Annotated in this window: 11 protein-coding genes; all 11 read left to right on the top strand. The window is 60.5% G+C overall.

Features of this window, described 5'->3' with window-relative positions:
- Positions 1–33 precede the first annotated feature (33 nt).
- Entirely contained in the window at positions 34–2,424 is a 2,391-nt protein-coding gene (gene bamA / locus I9018_RS05965; protein WP_241108964.1) for an outer membrane protein assembly factor BamA, read from the top strand.
- A gap of 45 nt (positions 2,425–2,469) precedes the next feature.
- Positions 2,470–2,973: an OmpH family outer membrane protein gene (locus tag I9018_RS05970; RefSeq protein WP_068580411.1), complete on the top strand. Its 504-nt coding sequence runs from the start codon at positions 2,470–2,472 to the stop codon at positions 2,971–2,973.
- Positions 2,974–2,976: 3 nt separating this feature from the next.
- On the top strand, positions 2,977–4,032 hold the full coding sequence (lpxD, locus tag I9018_RS05975) for a UDP-3-O-(3-hydroxymyristoyl)glucosamine N-acyltransferase (RefSeq protein ID WP_068580409.1): 1,056 nt from the start codon (positions 2,977–2,979) through the stop codon (positions 4,030–4,032).
- A 109-nt stretch (positions 4,033–4,141) separates the two neighbouring features.
- Positions 4,142–4,582, top strand: a complete 441-nt coding sequence (gene fabZ / locus I9018_RS05980; RefSeq protein WP_068580407.1) for a 3-hydroxyacyl-ACP dehydratase FabZ — start codon at positions 4,142–4,144, stop codon at positions 4,580–4,582.
- Positions 4,579–5,355, top strand: coding sequence for an acyl-ACP--UDP-N-acetylglucosamine O-acyltransferase (gene lpxA, locus I9018_RS05985; protein WP_068580405.1), 777 nt, complete (start codon positions 4,579–4,581; stop codon positions 5,353–5,355). The genes fabZ and lpxA overlap by 4 nt, the downstream gene beginning before the upstream one ends.
- Positions 5,355–6,488 carry a lipid-A-disaccharide synthase gene (lpxB, locus tag I9018_RS05990; RefSeq protein WP_164823744.1) on the top strand — a complete coding sequence of 378 codons (1,134 nt, stop codon included), beginning with the start codon at positions 5,355–5,357 and terminating at the stop codon, positions 6,486–6,488. The genes lpxA and lpxB overlap by 1 nt, the downstream gene beginning before the upstream one ends.
- 11 nt (positions 6,489–6,499) lie before the next feature.
- Positions 6,500–7,132 (top strand): ribonuclease HII, encoded by a 633-nt coding sequence (rnhB, locus tag I9018_RS05995; protein WP_124348317.1) that lies wholly within the window; start codon positions 6,500–6,502, stop codon positions 7,130–7,132.
- Between the two features lie 205 nt (positions 7,133–7,337).
- Positions 7,338–10,862: a DNA polymerase III subunit alpha gene (gene dnaE / locus I9018_RS06000; protein ID WP_241108965.1), complete on the top strand. Its 3,525-nt coding sequence runs from the start codon at positions 7,338–7,340 to the stop codon at positions 10,860–10,862.
- Between the two features lie 139 nt (positions 10,863–11,001).
- A complete protein-coding gene (locus tag I9018_RS06005; RefSeq protein WP_022642588.1) occupies positions 11,002–11,949 on the top strand; it encodes an acetyl-CoA carboxylase carboxyltransferase subunit alpha in 948 nt (315 codons plus the stop codon).
- Between the two features lie 134 nt (positions 11,950–12,083).
- On the top strand, positions 12,084–13,400 hold the full coding sequence (gene tilS, locus I9018_RS06010; RefSeq protein ID WP_241108966.1) for a tRNA lysidine(34) synthetase TilS: 1,317 nt from the start codon (positions 12,084–12,086) through the stop codon (positions 13,398–13,400).
- A 274-nt stretch (positions 13,401–13,674) separates the two neighbouring features.
- Positions 13,675–15,306 (top strand): CTP synthase, encoded by a 1,632-nt coding sequence (locus tag I9018_RS06015; RefSeq protein WP_068580396.1) that lies wholly within the window; start codon positions 13,675–13,677, stop codon positions 15,304–15,306.

Genomic DNA, 15,306 nt, shown 5'->3' on the forward strand with positions numbered 1-15,306 from the left:
TGTTTATTGCCAGTTGGAATAAGAAAGGACTTCATGAAACGTCTGCTGCTAACTGCGGTTCTCTCCGTATTGATGATCGCCGAAGTTCACGCCGAGTCCTTCACTATCTCCGATATTCGCGTCAACGGCCTTCAGCGCGTTTCCGCGGGTAGCGTCTTTGGTGCCTTGCCGTTGAACGTCGGCGAACAGGCGGACGACCGTCGCCTGGTGGAATCCACTCGTGCGCTGTTCAAGACCGGTTTCTTTCAAGACATCCAACTGGGGCGTGAGGGCAATGTCCTGGTCATCACGGTAGTGGAGCGACCATCGGTCGCCAGTATCGAGATCGAAGGCAACAAGGCGATCTCTACCGAAGACTTGATGAAGGGCTTGAAACAGTCTGGCCTGGCCGAAGGCGAGATCTTCCAGCGTGCGACCCTCGAAGGGGTGCGTAACGAGTTGCAGCGTCAATATGTCGCCCAGGGACGTTACTCGGCTACCGTTGAAACCGAGGTGGTTGCGCAGCCACGCAACCGTGTCGGCCTGAAGGTCAAGATCAATGAAGGCACCGTCGCGGCCATCCAGCACATCAACGTGGTGGGCAACACCGTTTTCCCCGACGAAGACCTGATCGGCCTCTTTGAACTCAAGACCACCAACTGGTTGTCGTTCTTCAAGAACGATGACAAGTACGCCCGTGAAAAGCTTTCCGGTGACTTGGAGCGCCTGCGTTCCTACTACCTGGACCGTGGCTATATCAACATGGATATCGCTTCGACCCAGGTGTCCATCACCCCGGATAAAAAACACGTCTACATCACCGTCAATATCAACGAAGGCGAGAAATACAGCGTTCGTGACGTCAAGCTCAGCGGTGACCTGAAAGTGCCTGAGGACCAGGTCAAGGCGCTGTTGCTGGTAGAGAAAGGGCAAGTGTTCTCGCGCAAGCTGATGACCACCACTTCCGAGTTGATTACCCGTCGCCTGGGTAACGATGGCTACACCTTCGCCAACGTCAACGGCGTGCCGCAGCCTCACGATGACGATCACACCGTCGATATCACCTTCGTGGTGGATCCAGGCAAGCGTGCCTATGTCAATCGCATCAACTTCCGCGGCAATACCAAGTCCGAGGACGAAGTGCTGCGCCGCGAAATGCGTCAGATGGAAGGGGGCTGGGCATCGACCTACCTGATCGACCAGTCCAAGACCCGTCTTGAGCGCCTGGGCTTCTTCAAGGAAGTCAACGTCGAGACTCCGGCTGTTCCGGGTGTCGACGATCAGGTCGATGTCAACTATGCCGTGGAAGAACAGGCCTCCGGTTCGATCACCGCCAGTGTCGGTTTCGCCCAGAGCGCTGGTCTGATCCTCGGTGGTTCCATCACCCAGAACAACTTCTTGGGTACCGGTAACAAGGTCAGCATCGGTCTGACCCGCAGTGAGTACCAGAGCCGCTACAACTTCGGTTATGTCGACCCCTACTGGACTGCCGATGGCGTGAGCCTGGGCTACAACGCTTTCTATCGCACCACCGACTACAAGGAACTTAATTCCGACATAGCCAGCTATGCGGTGGACAGCCTGGGTGCCGGCGTCAATGTGGGCTACCCGATCAGCGAGACTTCGCGCCTGACCTTCGGTCTTAGCGCGCAGCAAGACAAGATCAAGACGGGTCGTTACACCGTCGACGAAATCTTCGACTTCGTGAACAAACAGGGCAAGAGCTACCTGAACTTCAAGGCGTCTGCCGGCTGGTCCGAGTCGACCCTGAACAAGGGCGTACTGGCGACTCGCGGTCACTCGCAAAGCCTGGTGCTGGAAACCACGACGCCGGGTAGCGACCTGTCGTTCTTCAAGCTCGATTACCGTGGCCAGTTGTTCACTCCGTTGAGCGACAACTACACCATGCGCTTCCATACCGAGCTGGGTTATGGCGATGGCTTTGGCGATACCAAGGGCTTGCCGTTCTACGAGAACTACTATGCCGGTGGTTTCAACTCGGTTCGTGGTTTCAAGGACAGCACCCTGGGTCCGCGCAGTACGCCTAGCCGTGGTGTGGGTGTGACTGGTAACGCCGGGACAATCAATGATCCGGATCAGGACGCATTGCCGTTCGGTGGTAACGTGTTGATCCAGGGCGGCGCCGAGTTGTTGTTCCCGCTGCCGTTCGTCAAGGATCAGCGTTCCCTGCGTACCTCGTTGTTCTGGGATGTGGGTAACGTCTTCGACTCTCGTTGCGAGAGCACGTCCAACACCATCCCTTCGTCGAACCTGAAACGTAAGTGCGACGATATCAGCTTCACCAACCTGGCCAGCTCGGTGGGTGTCGGTGTGACTTGGGTAACCGCTCTGGGGCCATTGAGTTTTGCCCTGGCGATGCCGATCAAGAAACCGGACGACGCTGAAACTCAGGTGTTCCAATTCTCTCTCGGCCAGACCTTCTAAGCGCCTGACCCAAGATAACGACAATGGATTTTGTAGGAGTGCATCGTGCGTAAGTTGACTCAATTGGTTCTCCTGGCCTCCGTTCTGGTCGCGAGCCCGGCATTTGCCGAAATGAAAATCGCCGTCCTGAACTATCAGATGGCCCTGTTGGAATCGGACGCAGCGAAGAAGTACGCCGTGGATGCCGAGAAGAAGTTCGGTCCTCAGCTGAACAAGCTCAAGACCCTGGAAAGCAGTGCCAAGGGCATCCAGGATCGTCTGGTGGCCGGTGGCGACAAGATGCAGCAAGGCGAGCGTGAACGCCTGGAGCTCGAATTCAAGCAGAAGGCCCGCGACTTCCAGTTCCAATCCAAGGAACTGAACGAAGCCAAGGCCGTGGCTGACCGCGAGATGCTCAAGCAGCTCAAGCCAAAGCTGGACAGCGCTGTTGAAGAAGTCATCAAGAAGGGCGGTTTCGACCTGGTCTTCGAGCGTGGCGCAGTGATTGATGTCAAGCCTCAGTACGACATCACTCGCCAAGTTATCGAGCGCATGAATCAGCTGAAGTAAGACATGACTGTAACCATGAAACTCGGCCAGTTGGCCGAGTTCCTCGGTGCCACCTTGCATGGCAACGGGGAAAAGGAAATCACTGGGCTGGCTACCTTGCAGGAAGCCGGCCCAGCTCAATTGAGCTTTTTGGCAAATCCCCAATACCGCAAGTATCTGGCCGATAGTCAGGCCGGTGCTGTGTTGTTGAAGGAAGCCGAAGCGCAGTCCTATTCCGGTGATGCACTGGTGGTGGCGGACCCTTACCTGTCTTACGCCCGTGTTTCCCACCTGTTCGATCCCAAGCCCAAGGCGCCAGCCGGCATTCATCCTTCGGCAGTAGTCGCGGCTGATGCCGTGGTGGACCCGACAGCCAGCGTCGGCGCGTTCGTAGTGATCGAGAGCGGCGCTCAGATTGCGGCCGACGTAACCATCGGCGCTCATTGCGTGATTGGTGCTCGTAGCGTGATCGGCGAAGGTGGCTGGTTGGCGCCGCGCGTGACCTTGTATCACGATGTGCGCATCGGCAAGCGCGTGGTCATCCAATCCGGGGCCGTACTGGGTGGTGAAGGCTTCGGCTTTGCCAACTCCAAGGGCATCTGGCACAAGATTGCCCAGGTCGGCGGCGTGACCATCGGCGATGATGTGGAAATCGGCGTCAACACGGCCATCGACCGTGGTGCCCTGGCCGATACCATCATCGGCAACGGTGTGAAGCTCGACAACCAGATCCAGATCGCTCACAACGTCCAAGTCGGTGATCACACTGCGATGGCTGCGTGCGTAGGCATCTCCGGCAGTACCAAGATTGGCAAGCACTGTATGCTTGCTGGCGGCGTCGGCCTGGTTGGGCATATTGAAATCTGTGACAACGTGTTCCTCACCGGGATGACCATGGTGACCCACTCGATTACCGAGCCGGGTGCCTACTCTTCCGGTACAGCCATGCAACCGGCTGCCGAGTGGCGCAAAAGCGCGGCACGCATCCGTCAGCTCGACGATCTTGCGCGGCGTTTGCGCCAATTGGAAAAGCGTGTTGGGGACGTGACCCCCGACGGCAATGCTTCATCAGATGGCTGATACCATTTCCACATCAAGTGTGCACAGCCGCTAGACTGCCTCCTTGATTTGCTAGAGGAGCGTGCGTTAACCGCGTGCTCCCAATCTTTACTACAGGCTTCCCCCCGAAATGATGGACATCAACGAGATTCGCGAATACTTGCCTCACCGTTACCCTTTCCTGTTGGTGGATCGGGTGGTGGACCTGGATGTTGAGGGCAAGAGCATTCGTGCCTACAAGAATGTCAGCATCAACGAGCCATTCTTCAATGGCCACTTCCCTGCGCACCCGATCATGCCGGGCGTGCTGATCATCGAGGCGATGGCCCAGGCTGCGGGCATTCTTGGTTTCAAGATGCTCGACGTGAAGCCGGCTGACGGCACCCTCTACTACTTCGTAGGCTCCGATAAGCTGCGCTTCCGCCAGCCGGTACTGCCGGGCGATCAACTGATCCTCGAAGCCAAGTTCATTAGCTGCAAGCGCCAGATCTGGAAGTTCGAGTGCCAGGCATCGGTTGATGGCAAGCCCGTTTGTTCCGCCGAGATCATTTGTGCGGAACGCAAACTATGAGTTTGATTGACCCTCGCGCAATCATCGATCCGACGGCCATCCTGGCCGACGACGTTGAGGTTGGCCCATGGTCGATCGTCGGCGCTGGTGTGGAAATCGGCGAGGGTACAGTGATCGGGCCCCATGTGGTTCTCAAGGGGCCAACCCGGATCGGCAAGCACAATCGCATCTACCAGTTTTCATCGGTAGGCGAGGATACGCCCGACCTTAAGTACAAGGGTGAGGAAACTCGCCTGGTGATTGGCGATCACAATGTGATCCGCGAAGGCGTAACCATTCACCGTGGCACCATCCAGGACCGTTGCGAGACCACCCTGGGCGACCACAACCTGATCATGGCCTATGCCCACATCGGCCACGACAGTGTGATCGGCAACCATTGCATCCTGGTCAACAACACCGCATTGGCCGGCCACGTGCATGTGGATGACTGGGCGATTCTTTCCGGTTTCACCCTGGTGCATCAGTACTGCCACATCGGTGCCCACAGCTTTTCCGGCATGGGTACCGCCATCGGCAAGGACGTCCCGGCGTTCGTCACCGTGTTCGGCAACCCGGCCGAAGCCCGCAGCATGAACTTCGAAGGCATGCGCCGTCGTGGTTTCAGCGATGATTCGATCCACGCCCTGCGTCGCGCCTACAAGGTGGTCTATCGCCAGGGGCTGACGGTGGACCAGGCCCTGGCCGAATTGGCCGAGTCGGCCGAGCAGTATCCTGAGGTCGCACTGTTTCGTGACTCGATTCAGTCTTCGACCCGCGGCATCACCCGCTAATCATGAGCACTCTGCGTATTGCGCTGGTAGCTGGCGAAGCTTCCGGCGACATTCTCGGCGCCGGTCTCATGCGCGCCCTCAAGGCCCAGCATCCGGCGGTGGAGTTCATCGGTGTCGGTGGTCCGTTGATGGAAGCCGAGGGGCTTGTTTCCTATTTCCCCATGGAGCGCCTGGCGGTCATGGGGCTGGTGGAAGTTCTCGGGCGCCTGCGTGAACTGCTGGCGCGGCGCAAGAAGCTGGTCCAGACACTGATTGCAGAAAAGCCGGATGTGTTCATCGGTATCGACGCACCGGACTTCACCCTGAACATCGAGCTCAAGCTGCGTCAGGCCGGGATCAAGACGGTGCACTATGTGAGCCCGTCGGTGTGGGCCTGGCGGCAGAAACGGGTGCTGAAGATCCGCGAGGGTTGCGATCTGATGCTGACCTTGTTTCCTTTCGAGGCCAAGTTCTACGAAGAGAAAGGCGTGCCGGTGAAATTCGTTGGCCACTCGCTGGCCGATGCCATTCCTCTGGATGCGGATCGTGCCGGGGCTCGTGCTGAACTGGAATTGCCCGAGGGCCCCTTGGTGGCTCTGATGCCCGGCAGTCGGGGCGGCGAAGTCGGGCGCCTGGGCAGCCTGTTCCTGGATGCCGCCCAGCGCCTGCTGGCCTTGCGCCCTGGCGTGCACTTCATCTTGCCATGTGCCAACGCCCAGCGTCGTGCGCAGTTGGAAGAGATGCTGGCGGGGCGCGACCTGCCATTGACCCTGCTCGATGGGCAGTCGCACAAGGCCTTGGCAGCTTGTGATGCCGTGCTGATTGCCTCTGGTACCGCGACGCTCGAAGCCCTGCTCTACAAGCGACCGATGGTGGTGGCCTATCGCCTGGCGCCGCTGACGTTCTGGATTCTCAAGCGCATGGTCAAGAGCCCCTATATTTCCTTGCCGAACCTTCTGGCCCAGCGCTTGCTGGTGCCTGAATTGCTGCAAGACGATGCGACGGCCGACGCCCTGGCTGCGACGCTGTTGCCATTGATCGATGGGGGCCAGGAGCAGACCAGCGGTTTCGACCAGATTCACCGCACCTTGCGGCGAGATGCATCCAACCAGGCCGCACAAGCGGTACTCGGACTGATAGGTAAAGCCCAATGAGCAACTCCAAGATGCAGATGGGGCTGGATTTCACCCTGGTCGCCGATGCCGAAGACCTGGTCGCCGGTGTCGATGAAGTCGGGCGTGGCCCGCTGTGTGGGGCGGTGGTTACGGCGGCGGTGATTCTCGATCCGAAGCGGCCGATTCTCGGTCTCAACGATTCCAAGAAGCTCACCGAGGCCCGTCGTGAGCAGTTGTTCGACGAGATTTGCGAAAAAGCCCTGAGCTGGTGCATTGCGCGGGCGGAAGTCGAGGAAATCGATGAGCTGAACATCCTCCACGCCACGATGCTGGCCATGCAGCGGGCGGTCGAGGGCTTGAGCGTGACTCCCAAGCTGGCCATGATCGATGGCAATCGTTGCCCAAGGCTGGCGATGCCGGCCGAGGCGGTGGTCAAGGGCGATAGCAAGGTTCCAGCGATCGCCGCGGCGTCGATTCTGGCCAAGGTCAGCCGCGATCGGGAGATGGCGGCTTTCGAGCTGATCTACCCAGGGTATGGCATCGGCGGCCACAAGGGTTACCCGACGCCTGTGCATCTGGAAGCCTTGGCGCGCCTGGGGCCAACACCGATTCACCGGCGTTCCTTCGCTCCCGTACGTCTGGCCTATGAGGCGCGAGAAGCGCTGGGCCAGGTTCAGTCCTGAGGCTGATGTTTTAATTAAGGCCCGGTACAATCCGGCTGCTTTAAAGCTCCAAGAACGACGGCAAGAAAAACACTGGCGATAAAGCGCACCTGGCCTCGGCCGATGAGCGTTTACGCGGGTTGGCCTGCGCGGTAGCGCCGAGTTCGAGTCTTTAAACCGCCCGATGTCCGGGCCTTGTTGTTTTCGCGCTATTTACAGGATCACTATGCCGGCTTCATTCGTTCACCTGCGCCTGCACACTGAATTTTCCCTGGTCGACGGCCTTGTGCGGATCAAGCCGTTGGTCAAGGCCCTGGCTGGCATGGGCATGCCAGCGGTAGCCGTCACTGACCAGAGCAACATGTGCTCCCTGGTCAAGTTCTACAAAACCAGCATGGGGGCCGGGATCAAGCCGATCTGTGGTGCCGACCTGTGGCTGTCGAGCAAGGATCAGGACGGCCCCCTCAGCCGTATCAGCCTGCTGGCGATGAACGCCCAGGGTTATCGCAACCTCACCGAGCTGATTTCCCGTGGCTTTACCGAGGGCCAGCGCAATGGCCTGACCATCATCGAGCGTGAGTGGGTGGCAGAAGCGGCCGAAGGCCTGATCATGCTGTCGGCAGCCAAGGAGGGCGAGATCGGCATGGCCCTGGTGGATGGTGACCTGCAGGTCGCCGAGGCCCTGGCCCTGGAGTGGATGGCTGTTTTCCCGGATCGCTTCTACCTGGAAGTACAGCGCACCAACCGCCCCAACGACGAAGAGCAACTGCACGGTGCGGTGGCGCTGGCCGACAAGATCGGCGCCCCCCTGGTGGCGACCAACGATGTGCGTTTCATCAAGCAGGACGACTTCGAGGCCCACGAGACCCGGGTATGCATCGGTGAAGGCCGTGCCCTGGATGATCCGCGCCGCTCGAAGAATTACAGCGACCAGCAATACCTCAAGAGCGCCGAGGAGATGGCCGAGCTGTTCAGCGACCTGCCAGAGGCGCTGGAAAACACCGTGGAGATTGCCAAGCGCTGCAATATCACGGTGCAGCTGGGCAAGTACTTCCTCCCTGACTTCCCGACGCCCAACGGCATGGGCATCGACGATTACCTGCGCCACGTGTCCCATGAAGGCCTGGAAGAGCGCCTGGCGGTGCTCTGGCCCAAGGACACCACGCCCAACTATGAAGAGAAGCGCCAGCTCTACCTGGATCGCCTGAAGTTCGAGCTGGATATCATTATCCAGATGGGCTTTCCAGGTTACTTCCTGATCGTTATGGACTTCATCAAGTGGGCCAAGAACAACGGCGTCCCCGTCGGTCCGGGACGGGGGTCGGGTGCCGGTTCCCTGGTGGCCTATGTGCTAAAGATCACCGACCTCGACCCGCTGGCCTATGACCTGCTGTTCGAGCGTTTCCTCAACCCCGAACGTATTTCCATGCCCGACTTCGACGTCGACTTCTGCATGGACGGCCGCGACCGGGTGATCGACTACGTGGCCGAGGCCTATGGGCGCAACGCAGTAAGCCAGATCATCACCTTCGGCACCATGGCCGCGAAGGCGGTGGTGCGCGACGTGGCGCGGGTCCAGGGCAAGTCCTACGGCCTGGCCGATCGTCTGTCGAAGATGATCCCCTTCGAGGTCGGCATGACCCTGGAGAAGGCCTACGAGCAGGAGGAGATGCTGCGCGACTTCCTCAAGACCGATGAGGACGGCCGCGAGATCTGGGACATGGCCTTGAAGCTCGAAGGGGTTACCCGCGGTACCGGCAAGCACGCCGGTGGCGTGGTAATCGCGCCGACCAAGCTCACCGACTTCTCGCCGATCGCCTGTGACGAAGAGGGCGGTGGCCTGGTGACCCAGTTCGACAAGGACGATGTCGAGGCGGCGGGCCTGGTGAAGTTCGACTTCCTCGGCCTGCGGACCCTGACCATCATCAAGTGGGCGATGGAGACCATCAACCGCGAGCAGGCCAAGAGCAACCTGCCCGACGTCAACATCGACTTCATCCCGCTGGATGACAAGAAAACCTACGAGCTGCTGCAGAAGGCCGAGACCACGGCCGTGTTCCAGCTCGAATCCCGCGGCATGAAGGAGCTGATCAAGAAGCTCAAGCCCGACTGCCTGGAAGACCTTATCGCACTGGTGGCGCTGTTCCGTCCGGGCCCGCTGCAATCGGGCATGGTGGACGACTTCATCAACCGCAAGCACGGCCGTGCCGAACTGGCGTATCCGCATTCGGACTATCAGTACGAAGGCCTCAAGCCCGTGTTGGCGCCCACCTACGGCATCATCCTGTACCAGGAACAGGTGATGCAGATCGCCCAGGTCATGGCCGGCTACACCCTGGGTGGTGCGGACATGCTGCGCCGCGCCATGGGTAAGAAAAAGCCCGAGGAGATGGCCAAGCAGCGTGGCGGCTTCATCGAGGGTTGCGTTGCCAACAACATCGACGCCGACCTGGCCGGTAACATTTTCGACCTGGTGGAGAAGTTCGCCGGCTACGGCTTCAACAAATCCCACTCGGCGGCCTATGGCCTGGTTTCCTACCAGACCGCCTGGCTCAAGACTCACTACCCCGCGCCGTTCATGGCCGCGGTACTGTCGGCGGATATGCACAACACCGACAAGGTAGTTGTGCTGATCGAGGAAGTGCGCAGCATGAAGCTGCGCCTCGATGCGCCGGATGTGAACAGCTCCGACTTCAAGTTCACGGTCAACGACGATGGTCGTATCGTCTATGGCCTGGGGGCGATCAAGGGCGTGGGCGAAGGCCCGGTGGAAGCGATCGTCGAGGCCCGGGCCGAAGGCGGCCCGTTCAAGGACCTGTTCGACTTCTGCAGCCGGGTCGACCTCAAGCGCATCAACAAGCGCACCCTGGATGCGCTGATCCGCAGTGGCGCCCTGGACCGCCTGGGGCCTTACTTCCATGACGAGCTCAAGGCCTACCAGGCCAATATCGACCGCAACCGCGCCGTATTGCTGTCGGCCCTGGAAGAGGCGATCAAGGCGGCCGAACAGACCGCCCGGACCGCCGATAGCGGCCACGCCGACCTGTTCGGCGGGTTGTTCGTCGAGGAGGATGCCGACGTCTATGGCAACCACCGCAAGGCTCGCGAACTGACCCTCAAGGAACGCCTGCGGGGCGAGAAGGACACCCTGGGCCTGTATTTGACCGGCCACCCGATCGACGAGTACGAGGGCGAGATCCGCCGTTTCGCCCGCCAGCGCATCATCGACCTGAAGCCGGCGCGCGACACCCAGACCGTGGCCGGGATGATCATTGCCCTGCGGGTGATGAAGAACAAGAAGGGCGACAAGATGGGCTTCATCACCCTCGACGACCGTTCAGGGCGGATCGAGGCCTCGTTGTTCGCCGACTCCTTCATGGCTGCCCAGGCCCTGCTGCAGACCGACGCCATGGTGGTCGTCGAGGGCGAGGTCAGTAACGATGACTTCTCCGGTGGCCTGCGCCTGCGGGTCAAGCGGGTGATGAGCATGGAGGATGCCCGGACCAACCTGGCCGAAAGCCTGCGCCTGAAAGTCCACAGCGATGCCCTGAAGGGCGATCAGCTACGCTGGCTGGGCGATCTGCTCAAGCGCCATCGCGGCGCGTGCCCGATTTCCATGGAGTACAGTCGCGACGATGCCAAGACCCTGCTGCAGTTCGGCGAGGCCTGGCGCATCGACCCGGCGGACAGCTTGATTCAGGCCTTGCGTGACCAGTTCGGGAAAGACAACGTCTTCCTGCAATACCGTTGACGGTGAGGTGCCATCAGTGCGCCTCGTCGTTACTTGAATTTTTAATATCGACCTCATCGCGCCTGTCCCTTAAGGTAGGGCGCGAACAGATAACCGGCCGGCCCCAGCTTCACTGGATGTCGACCCCAGACGGACGCCTATGAACCCGAATTTTCTTGATTTCGAACAGCCGATCGCCGACCTGCAAGCCAAGATCGAAGAGTTGCGCTTGGTCGGTAATGACAATTCGCTGAATATCGGCGATGAGATCTCCCGCCTGCAGGACAAGAGCAAGACCCTGACCGAGGACATCTTCGGCAAGCTCACCAGCTGGCAGATCGCTCGTCTGGCGCGTCACCCGCGTCGTCCTTACACCCTGGACTACATCCAGCACATCTTCACCGAGTTCGACGAGCTGCATGGCGATCGCCACTTCTCCGACGACGCCGCGATCGTCGGTGGCGTTGCCCGCCTGGACGAGCAGCCGGTGATGATCATCGGCCACCAGAAGGGCCGCGAAGTGCGCGAGAAGGTTCGCCGCAACTTCGGCATGCCGCGTCCGGAAGGCTACCGCAAGGCCTGCCGCCTGATGGAAATGGCCGAACGCTTCAAGATGCCGATCCTGACTTTTATCGACACCCCGGGCGCCTATCCAGGCATCGACGCCGAAGAGCGTAACCAGAGCGAAGCCATTGCCTGGAACCTGCGGGTCATGGCGCGCCTGAAGACCCCGATCATCGCCACCGTGATCGGTGAAGGTGGTTCCGGCGGTGCCTTGGCCATCGGTGTGTGTGACCAACTGAACATGCTGCAATACTCCACCTATGCGGTGATTTCGCCAGAAGGCTGCGCCTCCATCCTGTGGAAAACCGCAGAAAAGGCCGCCGACGCCGCCGAAGCCATGGGTATCACCGCCGAGCGCCTCAAGGGCCTGGGGATCGTCGACAAAGTGATCGCCGAGCCGCTGGGCGGCGCCCACCGCGATCCGGCCGCCGCTTCCGCGCTGATCCGTGCCGAGCTCAGCTCGCAGCTGGCCATGCTCAAGGAGATGGATAACGACACCTTGCTGGCTCGTCGTTATGACCGCTTGATGAGCTACGGTCTCTGATCGACCGCTACCCTGCATTGCAGGAGTAGGCATGCTGGAAACCTGGCGCCGTTGATCGACTCGATCACGGCGCCATGTTATTTGTGGGACCAGCGCAAGGTTGCCCGATCGCTCATGCAGGTCCTGATAGCGTGATGACTTCTCTTTCCAACACTGTGCTGCGAAACCTGGCGCCCTGGCGTGAAGCCGCTGCCTGGCGCATTGCGTTCTCGGGTGGGCTCGACTCCACCGTTTTGCTGCATGTGCTTGCCGGCCTGGCATCCGAACATTCCTTTCCGCCCCTCTCGGCCGTGCATGTCCACCATGGCTTGCAAGGGGTGGCCGATGCCTGGCCGCCGCATTGCCAGGCAATCTGTGAGGCCCTGGGTATTCCTTTGCAAGTCGTGCGGGTGCAGGTGCGGGGTGGTGCCAGTCTTGAGCGGGCGGCACGTGAGGCGCGCTATTCGGCTTTCGAGGAGGTCCTGGCTCCCCGTGACCTGCTGCTGATGGCACAGCATCGGGACGACCAGGCCGAGACCCTGTTGTTTCGTCTGTTGCGAGGCGCCGGAGCCCGCGGGCTGGCAGCGATGCCGCGGAGTCGTCCGCTGGGGGCCGGGCATCTGCTTCGGCCCCTGCTCGATGTGCCGCGTGCCGAGCTTGAGCGCTATGCTGCCGAGCACGGCCTGGAGTGGGTCGAGGACCCTTCCAATGCCGACCAGCGGTACTCGCGTAACTACCTGAGGCATCAAGTCTTGCCCATGCTGCACGCGCACTGGCCCAAGGCGGCGGCGAGCATGAGCCGTAGCGCCGAGCACCTTGGCGAGGCCCAGGGCTTGCTCGACGAGTTGGCCCGGATGGACCTGGCAAGCGCGGCCCAATGTCCTGAGTTTTCCTGGCTCGGCCTCCCTGCCTTGGCTCTGGAGCCATTGCGGCAACTATCACCAGCGCGCCAGCGTAATGCCTTGAGCTACTGGTTGAGCGGGTTCACGCGCTTGCCGGATACCGATCATTGGCGAGGCTGGGAGAGTGTGCGCGATGCCCGGGAAGAGGGGCGACCGATCTGGCGCTTGGCGGATGGCGAATTGCATCGTGCTGCGGGAAATGTCTGGTGGCTGCGCGGTCCCTGGCTGCGACCGGTCGGGGAGGGAGTTGAATGGAGCGACCCATCTTGCCCATTGCTGTTGCCCGGGAATGGCCAGGTCTCGCTGATCGGACCCAGGCCCGAGGGGGCATTGTGCATTCGCTATCGCCAAGGGGGCGAAGTCATGCAACTGGCTGGGCGTGGTCATCGTGATCTCAAGCGGCTGTTGAACGAAGCCAGGGTGCCGGGATTCGTCCGTGGCAGATTGCCGCTGCTGTATGCGGGCGATCAACTGCTGGCGGTGGCGAACCTGCCGATGGCTGGCGCGAATACCCAGGCAGGCTGGCAATTGCATTGGCGACCACCGACCAGCGATCAAGGTTTGAGCTGAAAGGGGCTTTCCGGTAGACTACGCTCCCTTCTTGATACAACTTCTGTGGATTCGCCTGAATTGCAGGAGTTGCCGATTACCAAGCAGTCTTTGCTGGGCGATTCCAAAAAATGTGTAGCGAGCAACGTACCGGTGTTTTTGCATCCGGTCTGTCACAACGCGGCGGTTTTTTTGAAAGATGCACTGTGATTAATGCAGGTGATCGGGGGCTTCGGCCTTCCTTCGCTTTCCCCGGCGGCACTGACCGCTTTAACGCAGACTTCTAGGGTTTTTCATGACGCGCTACATATTCGTCACGGGCGGTGTTGTTTCTTCATTGGGGAAAGGCATTGCCTCGGCTTCATTGGCGGCCATCCTGGAGGCGCGGGGACTTAAGGTCACCATGCTCAAGCTGGACCCGTACATCAACGTCGACCCGGGCACCATGAGCCCGTTCCAGCACGGTGAAGTGTTCGTCACCCATGACGGCGCCGAGACCGACCTGGACCTGGGCCACTACGAGCGGTTCATCCGCACGACCATGACCCAGAACAACAACTTCACCACCGGCCGTGTCTACGAGCACGTGCTGCGCAAAGAGCGCCGTGGTGACTACCTGGGCGCCACCATCCAGGTGATCCCGCACATCACCGACGAAATCAAGCGCCGCATCATCAAGGGTGCCGGCGATGCCGACGTGGCCCTGGTAGAGATCGGCGGCACTGTGGGCGACATCGAGTCGCAACCGTTCCTCGAAGCCATTCGCCAACTGCGGGTCGAAGTCGGTTCCAAGCGTGCGATGCTGATGCACCTGACCCTGGTTCCGTACATCGCCACCGCTGGCGAGACCAAGACCAAGCCAACCCAGCACTCGGTCAAGGAACTGCGCTCCATCGGCCTGCAGCCTGACGTGCTGATCTGCCGTTCCGACCACCCGGTCGATGCTTCGTCGCGTCGCAAGATCGCGCTGTTCACCAACGTTGAAGAGCGTGCGGTGATCTCCCTGGAAGACGTCGACACCATCTACAAGATTCCTGGCGTACTGCACGCCCAGGGCCTGGACGACTTCGTCGTCGAGCGCTTCGGCCTGCAGTGCAACAGCGCCGACCTGTCCGAGTGGGACAAGGTCGTGGACGCCAAGCTGAACCCCGAGAAAGAAGTCACCATCGCCATGGTCGGCAAGTACATGGAGCTGCTGGACGCGTACAAGTCGCTGATCGAAGCGATGAGCCACGCCGGCATCACCAACCGTACCAAGGTCAACCTGCGCTACATCGACTCCGAGGACATCGAGAACCAGGGCACCGGCCTGCTGGAAGGCGCTGACGCCATCCTGGTTCCAGGCGGTTTCGGCCTGCGTGGCGTGGAAGGCAAGATCACCGCGGTGCAATACGCCCGTGAGAACAAGGTTCCGTACCTGGGTATCTGCCTCGGCATGCAGGTGGCGGTCATCGAGTTCGCCCGTAACGTGATGGGCTGGAAAGACGCCAACTCCACCGAGTTCGATCGTGCCAGCGGCCATCCGGTCGTGGGCCTGATCACCGAATGGTCCGACGCCACCGGCGCGGTCGAGACCCGCACCGAAGCCTCCGACCTGGGCGGCACCATGCGCCTGGGCGCGCAGGATTGCCAACTGGCTTCCGGCTCCAAGGTCCACGATTGCTACGGCAAGGATGTGATTACCGAGCGTCACCGTCACCGCTACGAAGTCAACAATGTCCTGTTGCCGCAACTGGTCGAAGCCGGCCTGGTGGTTTCGGGCCGTTCCGAAGACGGCGCACTGGTCGAAGTGGTCGAGTCGAAGGATCATCCATGGTTCGTCGCCTGTCAGTTCCACCCGGAGTTCACTTCCACCCCGCGTGACGGTCACCCGCTGTTCAGCGGTTTCGTCAAGGCGGCCCTGGCTCAACACCAGAAGAAGGCGTGA

Source organism: Pseudomonas sp. MPFS (genome assembly GCF_022537035.1).
Lineage (GTDB): Bacteria > Pseudomonadota > Gammaproteobacteria > Pseudomonadales > Pseudomonadaceae > Aquipseudomonas > Aquipseudomonas sessilinigenes.